Origin of the sequence: Burkholderia puraquae, assembly GCF_002099195.1 — a bacterium.
Lineage (GTDB): Bacteria > Pseudomonadota > Gammaproteobacteria > Burkholderiales > Burkholderiaceae > Burkholderia > Burkholderia puraquae.
Map to the genome: position 1 here is coordinate 79,290 of NZ_NBYX01000003.1, position 15,570 is coordinate 94,859.

15 protein-coding genes are annotated in these 15,570 nt (G+C 67.0%); 4 read left to right on the plus strand and 11 right to left on the minus strand.

The window, feature by feature from the left end; translation table 11 throughout:
• The first annotated feature begins 762 nt into the window (after nucleotides 1-762).
• Nucleotides 763-1,071 (plus strand): ArsR/SmtB family transcription factor, encoded by a 309-nt coding sequence (locus B7G54_RS07240; RefSeq protein ID WP_069252050.1) that lies wholly within the window; start codon nucleotides 763-765, stop codon nucleotides 1,069-1,071.
• An 82-nt stretch (nucleotides 1,072-1,153) separates the two neighbouring features.
• Nucleotides 1,154-2,215, plus strand: coding sequence for an alkene reductase (locus B7G54_RS07245; RefSeq protein ID WP_085038487.1), 1,062 nt, complete (start codon nucleotides 1,154-1,156; stop codon nucleotides 2,213-2,215).
• 18 nt (nucleotides 2,216-2,233) lie between these two features.
• Here the strand turns inward: B7G54_RS07245 and B7G54_RS07250 are convergent, their stop codons facing one another.
• Complete coding sequence (locus B7G54_RS07250; RefSeq protein WP_085038488.1) at nucleotides 2,234-2,761, minus strand: GNAT family N-acetyltransferase; 528 nt, start codon at nucleotides 2,759-2,761, stop codon at nucleotides 2,234-2,236.
• A gap of 83 nt (nucleotides 2,762-2,844) precedes the next feature.
• Between B7G54_RS07250 and B7G54_RS07255 the strand changes: the two genes are divergently transcribed.
• Nucleotides 2,845-3,456, plus strand: coding sequence for a LysE family translocator (locus B7G54_RS07255; protein ID WP_085038489.1), 612 nt, complete (start codon nucleotides 2,845-2,847; stop codon nucleotides 3,454-3,456).
• Between the two features lie 28 nt (nucleotides 3,457-3,484).
• On the opposite strand, the gene B7G54_RS07260 is transcribed toward B7G54_RS07255, so the two are convergent.
• Together B7G54_RS07260 and B7G54_RS07270 are read right to left on the minus strand one after the other, a co-directional pair.
• A complete protein-coding gene (locus B7G54_RS07260) occupies nucleotides 3,485-3,928 on the minus strand; it encodes a GIY-YIG nuclease family protein (RefSeq protein WP_085038830.1) in 444 nt (147 codons plus the stop codon).
• A 382-nt stretch (nucleotides 3,929-4,310) separates the two neighbouring features.
• Complete coding sequence (locus B7G54_RS07270) at nucleotides 4,311-5,231, minus strand: phosphatidylinositol-specific phospholipase C (RefSeq protein WP_165765559.1); 921 nt, start codon at nucleotides 5,229-5,231, stop codon at nucleotides 4,311-4,313.
• A gap of 6 nt (nucleotides 5,232-5,237) precedes the next feature.
• Between B7G54_RS07270 and B7G54_RS07275 the strand changes: the two genes are divergently transcribed.
• Nucleotides 5,238-6,260 carry a LacI family DNA-binding transcriptional regulator gene (locus tag B7G54_RS07275; RefSeq protein WP_085038490.1) on the plus strand — a complete coding sequence of 341 codons (1,023 nt, stop codon included), beginning with the start codon at nucleotides 5,238-5,240 and terminating at the stop codon, nucleotides 6,258-6,260.
• Between the two features lie 32 nt (nucleotides 6,261-6,292).
• On the opposite strand, the gene B7G54_RS07280 is transcribed toward B7G54_RS07275, so the two are convergent.
• The 8 genes from B7G54_RS07280 to B7G54_RS07315 form a co-directional block, all read right to left on the minus strand.
• Nucleotides 6,293-7,153, minus strand: coding sequence for a carbohydrate ABC transporter permease (locus tag B7G54_RS07280; RefSeq protein WP_085038491.1), 861 nt, complete (start codon nucleotides 7,151-7,153; stop codon nucleotides 6,293-6,295).
• Nucleotides 7,150-8,019, minus strand: coding sequence for a carbohydrate ABC transporter permease (locus B7G54_RS07285; RefSeq protein ID WP_085038492.1), 870 nt, complete (start codon nucleotides 8,017-8,019; stop codon nucleotides 7,150-7,152). Before B7G54_RS07285 ends, B7G54_RS07280 begins: the two co-directional genes overlap by 4 nt.
• A 34-nt stretch (nucleotides 8,020-8,053) precedes the next feature.
• On the minus strand, nucleotides 8,054-9,292 hold the full coding sequence (locus B7G54_RS07290; RefSeq protein WP_085038493.1) for an ABC transporter substrate-binding protein: 1,239 nt from the start codon (nucleotides 9,290-9,292) through the stop codon (nucleotides 8,054-8,056).
• Between the two features lie 223 nt (nucleotides 9,293-9,515).
• Nucleotides 9,516-10,724 carry a porin gene (locus B7G54_RS07295; RefSeq protein WP_085038494.1) on the minus strand — a complete coding sequence of 403 codons (1,209 nt, stop codon included), beginning with the start codon at nucleotides 10,722-10,724 and terminating at the stop codon, nucleotides 9,516-9,518.
• 167 nt (nucleotides 10,725-10,891) lie between these two features.
• Nucleotides 10,892-11,830: a helix-turn-helix domain-containing protein gene (locus tag B7G54_RS07300; protein WP_059525869.1), complete on the minus strand. Its 939-nt coding sequence runs from the start codon at nucleotides 11,828-11,830 to the stop codon at nucleotides 10,892-10,894.
• A 61-nt stretch (nucleotides 11,831-11,891) separates the two neighbouring features.
• The gene (locus B7G54_RS07305) at nucleotides 11,892-12,479 is read right to left on the minus strand and encodes a DUF3156 family protein (RefSeq protein WP_085038495.1); all 588 of its coding nucleotides are present in this window, start codon (nucleotides 12,477-12,479) and stop codon (nucleotides 11,892-11,894) included.
• Nucleotides 12,476-13,978 carry an APC family permease gene (locus B7G54_RS07310; protein WP_085038496.1) on the minus strand — a complete coding sequence of 501 codons (1,503 nt, stop codon included), beginning with the start codon at nucleotides 13,976-13,978 and terminating at the stop codon, nucleotides 12,476-12,478. Before B7G54_RS07310 ends, B7G54_RS07305 begins: the two co-directional genes overlap by 4 nt.
• A gap of 236 nt (nucleotides 13,979-14,214) precedes the next feature.
• Complete coding sequence (locus B7G54_RS07315; RefSeq protein WP_085038497.1) at nucleotides 14,215-15,555, minus strand: aspartate aminotransferase family protein; 1,341 nt, start codon at nucleotides 15,553-15,555, stop codon at nucleotides 14,215-14,217.
• Between the last annotated feature and the right edge of the window lie 15 nt (nucleotides 15,556-15,570).

Sequence of the window (15,570 nt, forward strand, 5' to 3'; positions counted from 1 at the left end):
CCGGATGTCCCGCAAAATTGTCTTTCCAGCTTAGGTGACTGAGCTTGAGGCTGTGAGCGTCGTGTCTGAACCCAGCGCTTCGATAGTCCGCGCGGTGCCCGCCACCCCCTCTGCCATTCGCAGGCTCGCCGCGGTCACCGGCTCGTCCATCAAATACTCGATGATCTGAAGCTGCTCGAGCGCGTCACTTGACAGCAACCCCGCCCGGGTCGACGAGATGTCACGCGGTCCTGTAAGTCTGTCGTCGCCTCAAACGAGGCCCATGTTGAGCCGCCCGTGCAGTCGGCGCCACGTTCACCCGCTCTCCGCCCTTCGTCTTCTGTCACCCGCGGGGAGAGCGCCAATGCCAGGTCATTCAACCTGCTCGCATTGAGTTGATTTTCGCCCCAATTCGAAAGCATTATGAAAGAATGTCGCTTTCCTTTGCCACATCGACTTAGTGCGCGCATTCACTTAGAAATACTAATAAATTTTCTCGACAGGCGACTTCTGCACGTCCCTGCCGACTCTCAAGCCCTCGTAACGCGGCGGGACATAAAATATATTTATATCAATCAGTTACATCAATTTATCACATAATGAAATGCGAGGTACGGTCTTTTTTGCACATTTCCACCCCCTTCTTCCAAGTGCGAACTTTTTTGTATGTCGACAGCTATCAACCCCATTGCCAGCAATGCTTTCAAACATATCGTCAAATTCCGATATATGATTCGCCCATCGACGATACTTCATTGCCCGACCGAAACGCCCACCCCATCCATGCCGACCGAACTCGACATCGACGCGATCCTGAAAGCGCTCTCGAATCCCGTGCGCCGGGAAATCCTCAACTGGCTGAAAACGCCGGGCGAGCATTTCCCGAACCAGACGCTGCCGTATGAACACGGCGTCTGCGCAGGGCAGATCGACGCGCGCTGCGGGCTGTCGCAGTCGACCGTCTCCGCACACCTCGCGACGCTGCAACGCGCGGGGCTCGTGACGTCGACGCGGATCGGCCAGTGGGCGTTCTTCCAGCGCAACGAGGCCGTCATCGACGCATTTCACGACGCCCTGCGCCGCGATCTCTAGTCAACACGGCCGAACCGGCCATGCGGAGCGCCGTCGCCCATGACGCGACGGTTTCCCGCCTTTCGTGAAGAGGTTATTTGCCATGCCCACACTGTTCGATCCCGTCACCCTCGGCGACCTGACCCTGCCGAACCGCATCGTGATGGCGCCGCTCACCCGCTCCCGTGCGGGCGCGACGCGCGTGCCGAACGCACTGATGGCCCGCTACTACGCCGAGCGCGCAACGGCCGGCCTGATCATTACCGAGGCCACGTCGGTCACGCCGCAGGGCGTCGGCTACGCGGATACCCCCGGCATCTGGTCCGACGACCAGGTCGAGGGCTGGAAACAGGTGACGCAGGCCGTGCATGCGGCTGGTGGGCGCATCGTGCTGCAACTCTGGCACGTCGGCCGGATCTCCGACCCGGTGTTCCTGAACGGCGACCTGCCGGTCGCGCCGAGCGCGATCGCCGCGGGCGGCCACGTGAGCCTCGTGCGTCCGCAGCGCCCGTACGTGACGCCGCGCGCACTCGAACTCGACGAAATCCCGGGCATCGTCGCCGCGTACCGCAAGGGTGCGGAGAACGCGAAGGCTGCCGGCTTCGACGGCGTCGAGATCCACGGCGCGAACGGCTACCTGCTCGACCAGTTCCTGCAGGACAGCACCAATCACCGCACCGATGCGTACGGCGGCCCGATCGAGAACCGCGCTCGCCTGCTGCTCGAAGTGGTCGATGCGGCAATCGACGTGTGGGGCGCCGGCCGCGTCGGCGTGCACCTTGCACCGCGCGGCGATGCGCACACGATGGGCGATTCCGATCCGGCGGCAACGTTCGGCTATGTCGCGCGCGAACTCGGCCGCCGCAAGATCGCGTTCATCTTCACGCGTGAATCGTATTCGGGCGACCACTTGAGCCCGCGCCTGAAGGAAGCGTTCGGCGGCCCGCTGATCGCGAACGAGCAGTTCACGCTCGACACCGCGCAGGCAGCGCTCGAGGACGGCAGCGCCGACGCGATCGCATGGGGCAAGCTGTTCATCGCAAACCCCGACCTGCCGCGCCGCCTCGAACTCGGCGCACCGCTCAACAAGCCGGTGCCGGAGACGTTCTATGCGGAAGGCGAAACGGGTTACACCGATTACCCGGCGCTGAGCGACGCGGCCTGACGGCCGGGCAGCGCGTGTTCAGCGGCGCACGTCCGCACGCATGAACACGCGCTGCGTCTCGTCGAGGCCGAGCGACACGTGATACGCGCGAATGATGCGCAGCGTGTCGTCGAGCGCGGCGTCGTCGACGATGCTGAAGCCCAGGCGCGTGTAGTACGGCGCATTCCACGGCGCGTCGCGAAACGTCGACAGCACGACTTCCGCGATGCCGTCCTGCGCCGCGCGTGCCATCACCTGTTCGATCAGGCGCGCGCCGATCCGTTGCCCGGCATGCGACGGCGCGACATCCAGCTCTTCCAGATAAAGCCGCTGCGCATCGAGCAGCCGGTAGAACGCAAACCCGACGCACGTGCCTTGCGCATCGACGGCCACATACGCTCGGCCACCATCGATGCGGACGAGCACCGCAGCCGTATCGGTCGGCTCGGCTTCAGCGATGTGGGTCATGCCGATTTCGCGAAACCGCAGCGCGGCGGCGACTTCCACGGCGGCCATCGCGGCCGCGTCTTCCCGCACGGCGGGACGGATCAGGATCGATGCAGTCATGACGGCAATTCAGGCAGTCTGGAACGGCCGTCACTATAATCGAAACTTCATACGATTCGAACACCCCACCCACGAGGTTAGTCATGACGTTGTCCGCGCTCACCGTCTTCGCTGTCGCCCTGCTCGTCACCGCCGGCACGCCCGGGCCGAGCGTCGCCGCGCTGGTCGCGCGCGTGCTGACGAACGGCGTGCGCGATGTGCTGCCGTTCCTCGCGGCCATGTGGCTCGGCGAAGCGCTGTGGCTCACGCTCGCGGTCGCGGGGCTGTCCGCGTTCGCACGCACGTTCGAGACGGGCCTGATCGTGCTGAAGCTGCTCGGCGTTGCGTACCTGCTGTTCCTTGCATGGAAGATGTGGACCGCGCCGACCGAGACGGGCGCCGACGACCTGCCGCGCGGCCAGTCGCCGTGGCGCATGTTCGTCGCGGGCATGCTGGTGACGATCGGCAATCCGAAGATCGTGGTGTTCTATCTCGCGCTGCTGCCGACCATCGTCGATCTCACCCACGTCGGTGTGACCGCATGGGCCGAGCTGGTCGGCACGATGCTCGCGGTGCTGATCCTGGCCGACTGCTTCTGGTCGCTGCTCGCATCGCGCGCAAGGGCCTTCCTGACGTCGGCGCGCGCGAAGCGGATCGCCAACCGCACGAGCGCGACCGCGATGGCCGGTGCGGCGGTGGCGATCGCGACGCGTTGATGCGATATCGCGGCGTTTGACCGGACGCTCAGGTCTTTCCGTTCGATCCTGGCTTTTCGCGGACCAATATATAGAGGCACATCTTCGGTGAAGCCCCGCTCGGGCCGTTCCCGCATGTCAATTTTTGCCCGCTATTGGAGTCGATGAAGCCCGTCCTGAAGTAATTGATGGCCTCTTGTTCCATGAGATCGAAGGCGTTACTCACATTGACGGCATCCTCCTCGTATATCGGAACCATCCATGTGTAGTCGGGCTTGTTGACCTGGTGATCCTTCAACCGGGCTTCCTTGTTGCTGGTGACACCGATATAGAACCTGTCGTATTTCTTTTCCCTGGCGAAATGCCCCAATACCTGCTGCAAGTGAAAGATCACAACGCGGTATTGAAAGACTCCCTTGGTGCTGGCACCCCGGTGAACAATGTCCCTGTTCAGCGCCAGCTTCTTGTACTCCGGGTAAAGTGCCAAAACCATGATTGACCTCCACGAGAGATGAAGCTTCAATAGGCCGAAACTATCGTTCATTCGGTCAAATTCTGGATGACTAAAAGTCCCCGACCCTCAAGCTTCGAGAAGCACGGAATCGTGGAATGCTCATAAGAATGCACGACTCACGTTTTCGCGTCGACATGAATGAACCAGGGCATGATCAAATGGGATCATGACCTGCCGCGCCAGCCGTTGACGCACGATCCGCGGATCAAGGCCTACGTGATTGCCGGCCCGATGAACGAATTCCCGACCGCCGATACGCTGAACGACGTGCACGCTGTAGCGATGCGAACGGATTCGATCGCGCGACGTTCCACGCAACGCTCGACGCAAAGGCGCTCGCGTTCTTCAGCGCGAATCTCCGCTAACAGCGAAACGTCTTGCGCCAGACGCCCGGCACCGGCACATGGTCATTGCATGCGATCAGCGCGCGCACCAGCGCCCAGTCGTCGTCATCGCAGAAATCGAGCAGCATCGCGCCGGACGGGCCGCGCTGCTCACGCAGTCGTTCGGCCAGCCGTGCATGAATGCCCTGCACCCTGCCGTCGCCGTGCGCGACCACCGACGGATTCGCGCCCATCCCGGTCCCGCTGCAGAAGTTGATCGCCCAGCGGCCGCTGTCGGGCGACGGCAGGTCCGTCAGCAGCGCATCGATCGCACGCCACTTCCAGCCGATCGACGCGGCCACCGGCACGCGATATTCGTCCTGGATCACGAACGCGCCGTCGGGATGATCGATCGTGAACGTCGCGTTGTCGGGCCACGCGGTCAGGTCGATGCCGAGCGGCCGGCTGCTGCGAAAGCGCCGCAGCAGCACGATCGCGCCGCGCACGTCGCCGAGCGCCGGCAGCGTGCCGCCGGCATGCCAGCGCAACCGCGGATGCCGCGCGCGATGCATGTCGAACGTCGCATCGAAACTGCGCGTGCACGCGTGCGCCGGCCATTCGTCCTTCACCGACATCACAATGCATTCGCGCGGATGCGCATCGAGAAAGCGCGTGCAGGTTTCCAGCACGTCGTCGAACGTCATGCCGAGCGCGATGCCGCCATGATGGATGTCGAACGCATCGCGCACGTGCCGGCAGCGGATGTCGAGCAGCCGCACGCCATGCGCGAGCTGCGCATCGAGCGGCGCACGCTGGGTGCGCACGAGCCGATCGTCGACGGTATACGCACAGGTGTCATGGCTGCCCGGTAGGGTCAGCGTATGCAGCGGCCGCGCGTCGTCGAGCGCCGACATCCAGTCGGCAGGCGGTGTGCACGTATCGTGGCTCGAAGGAATCATGAATCGATGAATGACAAGGAAAGAAAACCGTGGGTAACGGCGTCGGATGTCGCGGCGCGCGCCGGTGTCTCACGCTCCGCGGTGTCGCGCGCGTTCACGCCGACGGCGAGCATCGCGCCGCAAACGCGTGAGCGCGTGATGGTCGCCGCGCGCGCGCTCGGCTACCAGGTCAACCTGATCGCGCGCGACATGATCACGCAGCGCAGCAGCATGATCGGCGTCGTGACGGCCGGGTTCGAGAATCCGTTCCGCGCGCGGCTGCTGTCGGACCTGATGGCCGCGCTCGGGCAGCGCGCGCTCACGCCGCTCGTGACCAATGCGGAAGATCCGCGCCAGGTCCGGCAGTCGCTCGAGCAGTTGCTCAGCTACCGGATCACGGGCCTCGTGATGACGTCTGCGTCGCCGCCGCTGTCGGTCGCGCAGCAGTATCTCGAACACCGGATCCCGGTCGTGATGATCAACCGCGAGGCCAACCTGCCGGGCGCGGACATCGTCGTCAGCGACAACGCGGCGGGCGCCGTCCATGCGGCGCAGCGGCTCGTGCGGGCCGGCGCGCGCCGGCTTGCATTCGTCGGGCCGCGCGGCGCGAGCTACAGTGCACAGTCGCGTGCCGCTGCGTTCGAGCACGCAATCGGGCGCGGCGACGCGTTCGACGCGACGCTCGCGCACGTGCTCGACACGCCGTCCGACACCCATGCGAGCGGCGTCGAAGCCGCGCGGCAACTGTTCGCGAACGGCAAGCGGCCCGACGGCGTGTTCTGCTCGTCCGACCTGCTCGCGCTCGGCGTGATCGACGTCGCGCGCGGCGAATTCGGGTTGCGCGTGCCGGACGACCTGCGCGTGATCGGCTTCGACGACGTCCCGGCCGCCGAATACGACGCGTATCGGCTCACGACGCTCCGGCAGGACACGCGCGGCCTTGCGCAGGCGGCCGTCGACCTGCTCGCCGACCGGATGCAGACGTTCGACGGCCCGTCGCGCACGCGCATCGTGCCGGTCACGCAGGTCGTGCGAGACAGCTGCGCGTGACGAACCGAAATCGGGCGCGGCGTCGCCGCGCGTCACTTCAGCCCGCCGGCGAACCCGCGCAACAGGTAGCGCTGCACATAGCCGGCCACGGCCAGCGTGGGCAGCGACGCCATCAGCCCCGCGCTCATCAGGTCGCCCCAGTCGATGCCGTTCTCCGTCACGTAGCCGGCAATCGCGAGCGGCAGCGTGAAGCGGCTCGGCGTCGACACGAACAGCAGCGCGATCAGGAATTCGTTCCACGCGGCGATGAACACGAAGATCGCGGTCGCGATCAGCCCCGGCGCGCACAGCGGCAGCACGATCTGCACGAGCCGTCGAGCAAGCCCCGCGCCGTCGATGCAGGCGGCTTCCTCGTATTCGATCGGCACGTCGCGCACGAACGCGAGCAGCATCCAGATCGCCATCGGCAGCGCGTAGATCTGGTACGCGAGCATCAGGCCGAGCGTCGAATCGAGCAGGTGCAGCCGCTTCGCAAGCGCGAACAGCGGCACCGCGATCGTGATCGGCGGCATCAGCTTCAACGCGAGCACAAGCACCAGGAACAGCAGGTCGAGCCGCGCCGGAAACCGCAGCCGCACGAGCGCATAGGCGGCCGGAAACGCGAGCGCCAGCGCGAGCAGCGTCGTGCCGAACCCGACCAGCAGCGAATTGAACAGCGGCGCACCAATGCCGTTGGACCAAACCGATGCGAAATGCTCGAAGGTCGGCGCGGCCGGCCAGATCCGCAATGGATGATCGAGCCGTTCGAGCGTCGGCATGAAGGCCGCGCCGGCCATCCACAGGCACGGCAGCAGCAACAGCGCGAGTGCGACGATGCGCAACGCCCACGGCATCGCCCGGCCGAATGTGGCGCCCATGCGCGCGTGCGCGATGCCTGCGGTTGGCGCCGTCATGCGCGCCGCTTGCGAACCGTCTGCCATACGTACCCCGAGACCAGCAGCGCGGACGCCGCAAGCATCAGCACCGACGCGGCGCTCGCCGGCCCGACGTTGAAGAAGCGGAAGCCCGTGTCATAGATATAGGTCGACAGCGTCTGCGTCGCGTTGCCGGGGCCGCCGCCCGTCAGCGCATAGACCTTGTCGAACAGCTTGAACGTGTCGATCGAGCGCAACAGCAGGGCGAGGCCAATCTGCGGCGCCGCGAGCGGCAGCGTGATGTCGCGCAGGCACTGCCACTCGCTCGCGCCGTCGGTGCGTGCGGCTTCGTAGAGTTCCTGCGGGATCGACTGCAGGCCCGCGAGCACGATCAGGAACGCCATCGGCGTCCACTGCCACACGTCGACGAGCGCGAGCGACCACAGCGCGAGATGCGGATCGGACAGCCAGCGCACGCCTTCGATGCCGAATGCCGCGAGCAGCGCGTTCAGGAAGCCGTCGAAGTTGAGCCAGTTGCGCCAGATCGCCGAGCACACGAGCGTGGACAGCATCATCGGCAGGATCGCGAGCGGCAGCGCGATGCGCCGCCCCGGAAACGCGCGCACGAACAACAGCGCGAGGCCGAAGCCCAATGCGACTTCGGCGAGCGACGCGACGATCGTGAAGCGCAGCGTGTTGCCGAAGCCGGCCGTAAAGGCATCGTCGCCGAGCACCGCGCGATAGTTCGCGAGCCCGGCGAATGCGCGGCGGCCGGCCGAGTAGTCGACGCGGCAGAACGAATCGATCAGCACCTGCGCGACCGGATACAGCGCGAGCGCGGCGAGCACCAGCAGCGCGGGCCCGAGCAGCGCGACGAACGGCAGGCTGCGGCGGAAGGCTTTCATGCGCTGTATCCCGGCGAGGGGTCGCGGCGAGCCGTCACTTGCCGGCCGCGGCCGTCGCCTGCGCGATCTTTTGCTGCGCCTGACGCAGCGCGGCGTCGGGTGCGGCCTGCCCGGTCAGCGCGAGCTGCAGCTGGTCGCCGAGAATGCTCTCGACCTGCTGCCAGTCCTTCACGCGCGGCCGCGCACGGCCGGCTTCGAGCGCCTTCAGCTGATCCGGATACCAGCGGTACTGACGCACCAGCGCCGGATCGTTGAACACGCTGCGGCGGGTCGGCGGAATGCCGATGCCGGCGAGGCGCGCCTGCGTGTCACGCGCGGTCAGGTACGCGAGGAAATCCTGCGCGAGCTTCGCGTGCGGGGCGTCCTTCGGGATGCCCATCTGCCAGATGCCGAGCATCGGCGCCGGGCCCGCGGTCTGCCCGGGCGGCGGCTGCAGCGCGATCTGCCCGACCACGCGCGACTGCTTCGGATCGTCGAGCGCCGGCACCCACGCCGGCCACACCTCGATCGACTGCGCCGCCGTGCCGCGCTGCAGTGCATCGCGCACTTCCGCCGCGCCGTATACGTCGACGTCCTTCGGCGCGGACGCCTTCAGCGCAAGGAAGGTCTTCAGCGCGGCCTGCGCCTCGCGGGAGTCGATCGTCACGTTGCCGGCATGGTCGAACACGTCGCCGCCGTAGGCCCACAGGATCGGCAGGAAACCCGTCACGACCGGGTTGCCCTTCGTGCCGCGAAACACGACGCCCGACACGCTCTTGTCCGCGCCGCCGACGGTCTGCGCGATCTTCAGCACGTCGTCCCAGTTGCGCGGCGGCTGCAATTTGTACTTCGCGAGCAGGTCCTTGCGGTACGCAAACATCTCGACGTTGCCGACGATCGGCAGCGCGTACAGCGCACCGGCCGCATTGCGGCCGAGCGCGACGGCGGACGGCACGAGATCGGCATCCGCGAGCGACGCGGGCAGCGGCTTCAGCCAGCCGTTGCCGATGAATTCGGGCGCCCACGTGTCGTCCATCATCACGAGATCGTACGCGCCGGTGCCTTCGCGCATCGACAGCTTGAGCTTCTGGTACAGGTTCGCGTTCGGCAGCTTGAGCAGCTCGATCTCGGTGCCCGGGTGCAGCTTGTTGAAGCCGGCGACGGCGTCGGCCAGCCCCTTGCCGTAGATGTCGTCGCGGCCTGCGATGACGAGATCCGCGGCAACGGCGTGCGTGGCGGCGAAGGACAGCGCAAGGGCGGCGGACAGCGCGCGCAGGCGGCTCAGCAAGGTCATGAGGTCTCTCTCGTTCGGCGTGGTGGCGGGACGGCCAGGCGTTGCACACGTGTGCAACGCGGGCGACGCTTCTGGCCGCCTGAAGCGAACGCCATTGTTCACGCCGATCGTTACGAATTTATGGCACGCGGCGGCAGAGGCCGCCGCCGTGCCCGGCCGCCCCGCCCGCCTGGCCGCCTCACTGCCTCGGCGCGGCCTCCCCGGCCAGACCTCCCCGGCCGGATCAGAAGTTCACGCGGATCCCGGCCATCACCGCCAGTTGCCGGCTCGAGTTGCTGTTCGCGAGCACCGGAATTTGCGCATAGTTCACCGCATTGCCGTCCGCGTCGGCGCCGAGCCCCTTGCCGCTCGCGATCTGGCCGATCGCGACCGCATACAGCGCCGTGCGCTTCGACAGGCTGTAGTTCGTGCCGACGTTCACCTGGTGGAACCGCGTCGTGCCGCGCCCGTCGGTATGCACAGCGTTGAAGATATAGGCGACGCCGCCCTGCAGCGCGGGCGTGAACATGTACGTGGCGTTCAATTCGCCGATATCGAACGTGAACGCCTGCGTGCGCGGCTGCGCGGCGGTCGAGAAATAGCGGCTGTCGCCGAGGCGCGTATGCGTATAGGTGAGCGCGATCGTCGCATCGCCGAACGTGACCGACCCGCCCGCGCCGAACGCGCGCATCGAGCCGGCATCCTGCAGCAGGCAATACATCGCCCCCGCGTTGCTGCACGCGAAATCGCCGATATAGCCGCTCGCGCCGCCGAGCGCCGCGTCGAGCGGCTGGTGCAGGTCGAGGTAGCCGACCGAGAACGCCACCGGTGCGCGCGTGTACGTCGCGGCCACCGCATAGCCGCGCTTCGCCGAGAAATCGCCGGCCTGCCCGCCGAAACTGAACGTGCCGCCGAACGTGAGGCCGTTGAAATCGGCGCTGGTGAACTTCACCGCGTTGTTGAAGTTGAATGCGGCGTTCAGGTTGTCGACGTCGCCGAGGTGCGAGCCGTACGGCGTCGCCCAGTTGTTGCTCGACACGTACGCACCGAGCATGTCGGTGTACGAGTCGTACTGACGGCCGAGGCCGAGCGTGCCGATCCCGTCCTGGCGCAGCCCGACCCACGCCTGCCGGCTGAAGGCCGTGCCGCCCTGCAGCGCCTGCCCGTTCGCGGACAGGAACTGCTGCTCGAGCGTGAACACCGCATTGAGCCCGCCGCCGAGCGGCTCGGCGCCCTGGAAGCCGAAGCGCGACGGCACGAGGTTGCCGCCGCCCATCTGCCACGCATGGCCGCCGCCCGTACTGCCGTCGGCGCGCGTGAACTGCTGGTTCGTCGAGTAGATGATGCCGGTATCCACGGTGCCGTACAGCGTCACGCTGCCCGAGGTCTGCGCGTGTGCGTGCATGCAACCCAGCGTAGCCGCGGCCGCGGCCAGTCGTCGTCCGATCTTCATGTCCCGCCCCTCTGTTGTCATCGATTCGCAGTGCAGATCGATGGGGTTATCGATATGGGTGACAGGACTCTATCCAGCGAAAATTCAGGACCTCTATCGCAAATCGGCAAACAGTGGCACGCATTGACCGCGACGGCACCCGGCGGCGCCGCTGCGGTGCGCGTGCGTCATTCGGGACGCGTCGTCTGGGAAGGCAGCTCGCCGAACAGGTCGCGATACTCTCGCGCGAAATAGCCGAGGTGCGTGAAACCCCAGCTCGCGGCGGCCTCGCCGACGCCGAGCTGCTGCACGGACGTCGTGCGCAGCATGCGGCGCACCGCGTTCAGCCGGATCGTGCGCAGATAGCCGACCGGCGTGACATCGGCCACACGCTGGAAGCTCGTTTGCAGCGTGCGGCGGCTGCAGCGCAGCGCGCGGCACAGCTCGAGCACGGTGACGGGTTCCTCGGGCCGATCGCGCAGATGCTTCTCGCAGCGGCTCACGATGTCGCTGTAGGTGGCGTGCGTGATGTCGCGGCGCTCGACGCCGATGCCCTGCTCGAGCGCGTCGAGGAACATGCCGAGCATCGCGTCGCGGAACATCTTGCGGGTCGCCGCATATTCGAGGTGGCCGGGATTGCGCTGCGCATCGTCGATCAGCGACGACAGCCGCACGCCGAGCGCGACGCCCTGCTCGTCGGACAGCCGCGTCACGTGCCGCAGCTTGCGCGCGCCGGCCGCGCCGAATTCGGCTTCGCACAGCTCGTCGACCATGTCGGACGCCGCGCTGATCCCGACGAGCCCCATCCCTTCCGGCGTGTGGAATTCGAAATCCTCGCCGGCGCGCAGCGCGAGCAGCGCATAGCCGTCGACGGGCTGGCCCTGGAACGTGCCCGCGAGCGGCACGGACAACGGCACCGCGAGCGACGTGCGCCCGGCCGGCGCGAGCCCGGTTTGCGCGACGCGCCGGTTGGTCGTTTCGCGGAAGAAGTGGAAATCGTCGTACAGCACCTGCGTGACGGTGCCCTTGAAGCGGCCCGGCGTCATCTGGCGGTAGACCTGATGCCAGCCCGCGATCGCGAGCCCGTGATCGTGCACGTCTTCGTGTGAGCGTGACTGGAACAGCATCGGCATCTCCGGTAAAACCCTTAAACGCGGCCGCCGGTTCCCCGGCGCGCAACGCCATAGCTTACCCGTGCAAAATCCTGCGTAGTGCGGTTTCGAACGCAAGGCAAGCCGCCGACAGCGCAGCGGCCTGCTCGCCCGTCAGGCGGACGTAGCGGCGGAACGACGGCATCCGGTTCACGACCTCGCTGCCGCCGAACGGCACGATCGCAAGCGTCCAGCGGCCGGCGCGCGCGTCGATCGTACAGTCGGTCAGGTGCAGCGGCCGCAGCGCATCGGCCAGCGACGGCTCGGCGACCAGCGCGGCCACCGTGTCGACGAATCCGGGGTCGCATCCCGGCACGGCCGCCGCGTCGATGCCGGTGCAGCGCAGCCAGCCGGTCTGGCGCACGCGCGCGCTGCCCTGCACGGCCGGGCCGCGCGCGGTTGCCGCCACCTTCACGCTGACCGTATGCATCAGGAACTGGCGGTCGACACACTCCTCGATGCTCACGCGCACGCCGTTCGGCAGCCTCGCGGTCGGACTGCCGACGCGATCGGCATCACGCGCGGCACCCAAATCGGCCAGCACGCGCGCGGCGATCGCGCCGGGCCGATGGCCGGGCGGCGGCGCATCGGGCGCCGCGCGCCAGCGGGCAAGCGCGGCCTTCACGATGCAACGTGCTCGTTGCGCAGCACTTCCTCGACCGGCACCGGCCTGAACGGATGCCGGCGCTGCACGACGAGCGTCCAGAACAGCGCGTACAGCGCGGTGAGCCCGAGCATCGCGCCGAACGGCACGTAGATGTCGCGCGCGTTCATGCCCGGCGGCGTGATGTACCAGATCGCGAGCACGATGCCGACGCTCGACACGATCTGCGGCAACGGGAACAGCGGCGAACGGTACGGGCGCGGCAGGTCCGGGCGGCGAATCCGCAGCATCACGACCGACGCGGTGACGAGCAGGTACGCGGTGCCCCACGCGCAGGTCGCGGCGAGCACGAGGTGCAGGATGCTGTCGAGGTTGCCGTTGATCAGCCACGCGTGGATGATCGGCACGATCGCCGCCGCGACAATGCCGACCACGGGCGTCTTGAAGCGCGGATGCAGGTACGCGAAGCAGCGCGGCAGCGCGCCGTCGATCGCCATCCCGTACAGGATGCGCGGCAGCCCGGCCATCAGCGTGTTGATCGTCGCGGCGCCCGCGCACAAGAACGCGATGCCGAACCACACGCGGCCGAAGGGCCCAAGCACGTGCAGCGCGAACGCGGGAATCGCGCCCGGCGTGTCGAGCAGGTGCGTGAGGCCGTCGGGGCTCACCGGCACGTTCGCGACCTGGCGGCGGATCGCCGCGCCGTACAGGAACATGCAGATCGCGACGCCGACGAGGCCGAGCGCCATCGCCCGCGGAATCGTGCGGCCCGGCGCCTTCATTTCCGGCGCGAGCGGCGTGACGAACTCGCAGCCGACGAACATGAACATCGCCATCCCGACCAGCGACAGCACGGCCGGCACCGACGTGCCGACTTCCGAGCCGCCGAACCAGCCGTCGAGATGCACGGCCGGCGCAGCCGCGAGCCCGAGGATCCCGAAGATCATCAGCGACAGCCACATGCCGGCCGTCAGCACGATCTCGAGCTTGCTGAACACCTTGATGCCGATGATGTTGGTGATCGCGAACGTGACGACGAGGCCGACGCCGACGAGCCACGAACTGTTGTGCTTCTCGAACGCGGCGTTCAGCGATTCGAAATTGACGAGCGCCATGATGCCGCTCAGGATCGTTTCCGCCGTGCCGGCGAACACGTGCACGAGGAAATACGCGGAGATCGTGCCGGTGATCGCCCAGAAGCGGCCGAGCCCGCACGACAGGTAATCGTAAACCGAGCCGGCCGTCGGCAGCATCGCGGCGGCTTCGGAGAAGGTCGTCGCCTGCGCCTGCATCATCACGAACGCGATGATCATCGCGACCGCGAACGCCCAGCCGCCCATCCCGAAGCCCGACGTCGCGGTGAGAATCACCGGGCTTGCCATGATGAGGCCGACGGCACTCGCCAGCGCGGTCGGAAAGCCGACCGCACCCGCCGTCAGTGCCGTGCCGCCGCCCGCTTCAGCCGGCGTGCCGGCGGGCGTGTCGCCCGCTGCGCCGGTAACTCCTGACCATCCCGACATCCTTGTCTCCTTCCAGTGTCGAACCGGGCCGCCGCTTCGTCGGCGACCGGGGTTCCATGCCTTGCGGTCGGCCCGGGACGGTGCTTCAGCGCTTCGTTACCCGGGCCCCTTGTCGATCACACCTCGATCCGATGTCGAAAAAATACGCAGGCAAAATAATCCGGGCATAGCGCAAATCGGCAAACCGGCGGCAGCCGCGCTGCCCGCCGCCGGTGTGCCGTCACGCGATCATGCGGTCACGCGAACGGCACGGCCTCGAAGCCCGCCGCGAGCGCGTCGACGATCCGGTCGAGCTGCTCGCGCTGGATCACGAGCGGCGGCGACAGGATGATCTTCGTGCCGACCGGACGCACCAGCACGCCGTTCTCGCGCGCGACTTCCGCGACCGCGTTCGCATAACCGGACAGCGGGTCGATCGGCTCGCGCGTGTCCTTGTTCGCGACGAGATCGAGCGCGAGCATCAGCCCCTTGCCGCGCACCTCGCCGACCGCCGCGAAGCGTTCCGCGAACGGCTGCAGCGCTTCGAGCAGGTACGCGCCCTGCTTCGCCGCGTTTGCCGGCAGGTCTTCCTTCACGACGATGTCGAGGCTGGCGAGCGCGGCCGCGCACGCGACCGGGTGGCCCGCATACGTGTAGCCGTGCATGATCGCGCCGCCGAAATCGGCATTCGCGGCGAACGCGTCCTCGATCCGCGCGTTCACGACCGTCGCGCCGAGCGGCACGTAGCCCGACGAGATCCCCTTCGCAAGACACATGATGTCCGGGCGCACGCCCCAGCCACGGCTGCCGAACAGGCTGCCGCTGCGGCCGAAGCCGGTCACGACCTCGTCGGCGATCAGCAGCACGCCATAGCGATCGCACACCTCGCGCACGAGCGGCCAGTAGTTGGCCGGCGGCACGATCACGCCGCCCGCGCCCTGGATCGGCTCCGCGATGAACGCGGCGACCGTGTCGGGGCTCTGGAACTGGATTTCGCGCTCGAGCATTTCCGCGCAGATCCGGCCGAGTTCTTCGGGATCCTGCGTGAACGGGTTGCGATACAGCCACGGCGTCTCCACGTGGAAGCAGCCGGGCAGGTTCGGCTCGTAGTTGCGGCGAAACACCGTGTTGCCGTTCACCGACGCGCCGCCGAAGTGCGTGCCGTGATAGCCCTGCTTCAGCGAGATGAACTTCGTGCGGTCGGCCTGGCCGCGCACCTTCCAGTACTGGCGCGCGATCTTCAGCGCGGTCTCGATCGAATCGGAGCCGCCCGAGCTGTACAGCACGCGGCGCATGCCTTCCGGTTCGAGCATGTCGATCAGCTTCTTCGACAGCTCTTCCGCGCGCGGATGCGAGATGCCGTCGAACAGCTGGAAGTATTCGAGTTCGTCGAGCTGGCGCACGATCGCGTCCTTCACTTCCTGGCGGTTGTGGCCGACGTTCACGTTCCACAGGCCCGCGACGCCGTCGACGAGCTTGCGCCCCTCTTCGTCGAACACATAGCAGCCGTCGCCGCGCACGATGCGGATCGGCTTGCGCTGCTTCATCTCGTTCGGGTGCACCATCGGATGCCAGAATTTCGCTTCGTTGTAGCTCATTGCAGTCTCCACTGT

Excerpts from the sequence above, each read along its gene's own strand:
- B7G54_RS07260 (WP_085038830.1), bottom strand. The coding sequence starts at position 3,928 with ATGGTTTTGGCACTTTACCCGGAGTACAAGAAGCTGGCGCTGAACAGG.
- B7G54_RS07290 (WP_085038493.1), bottom strand. The coding sequence starts at position 9,292 with ATGACCTTGCTGAGCCGCCTGCGCGCGCTGTCCGCCGCCCTTGCGCTG.
- B7G54_RS07300 (WP_059525869.1), bottom strand. The coding sequence starts at position 11,830 with ATGCTGTTCCAGTCACGCTCACACGAAGACGTGCACGATCACGGGCTC.
- B7G54_RS07285 (WP_085038492.1), bottom strand. The coding sequence starts at position 8,019 with ATGAAAGCCTTCCGCCGCAGCCTGCCGTTCGTCGCGCTGCTCGGGCCC.
- B7G54_RS07315 (WP_085038497.1), bottom strand. The coding sequence starts at position 15,555 with ATGAGCTACAACGAAGCGAAATTCTGGCATCCGATGGTGCACCCGAAC.
- B7G54_RS07275 (WP_085038490.1), top strand. The coding sequence starts at position 5,238 with ATGAATGACAAGGAAAGAAAACCGTGGGTAACGGCGTCGGATGTCGCG.
- B7G54_RS07270 (WP_165765559.1), bottom strand. The coding sequence starts at position 5,231 with ATGATTCCTTCGAGCCACGATACGTGCACACCGCCTGCCGACTGGATG.
- B7G54_RS07280 (WP_085038491.1), bottom strand. The coding sequence starts at position 7,153 with ATGACGGCGCCAACCGCAGGCATCGCGCACGCGCGCATGGGCGCCACA.
- B7G54_RS07250 (WP_085038488.1), bottom strand. The coding sequence starts at position 2,761 with ATGACTGCATCGATCCTGATCCGTCCCGCCGTGCGGGAAGACGCGGCC.
- B7G54_RS07295 (WP_085038494.1), bottom strand. The coding sequence starts at position 10,724 with ATGAAGATCGGACGACGACTGGCCGCGGCCGCGGCTACGCTGGGTTGC.
- B7G54_RS07245 (WP_085038487.1), top strand. The coding sequence starts at position 1,154 with ATGCCCACACTGTTCGATCCCGTCACCCTCGGCGACCTGACCCTGCCG.
- B7G54_RS07240 (WP_069252050.1), top strand. The coding sequence starts at position 763 with ATGCCGACCGAACTCGACATCGACGCGATCCTGAAAGCGCTCTCGAAT.
- B7G54_RS07255 (WP_085038489.1), top strand. The coding sequence starts at position 2,845 with ATGACGTTGTCCGCGCTCACCGTCTTCGCTGTCGCCCTGCTCGTCACC.
- B7G54_RS07310 (WP_085038496.1), bottom strand. The coding sequence starts at position 13,978 with ATGTCGGGATGGTCAGGAGTTACCGGCGCAGCGGGCGACACGCCCGCC.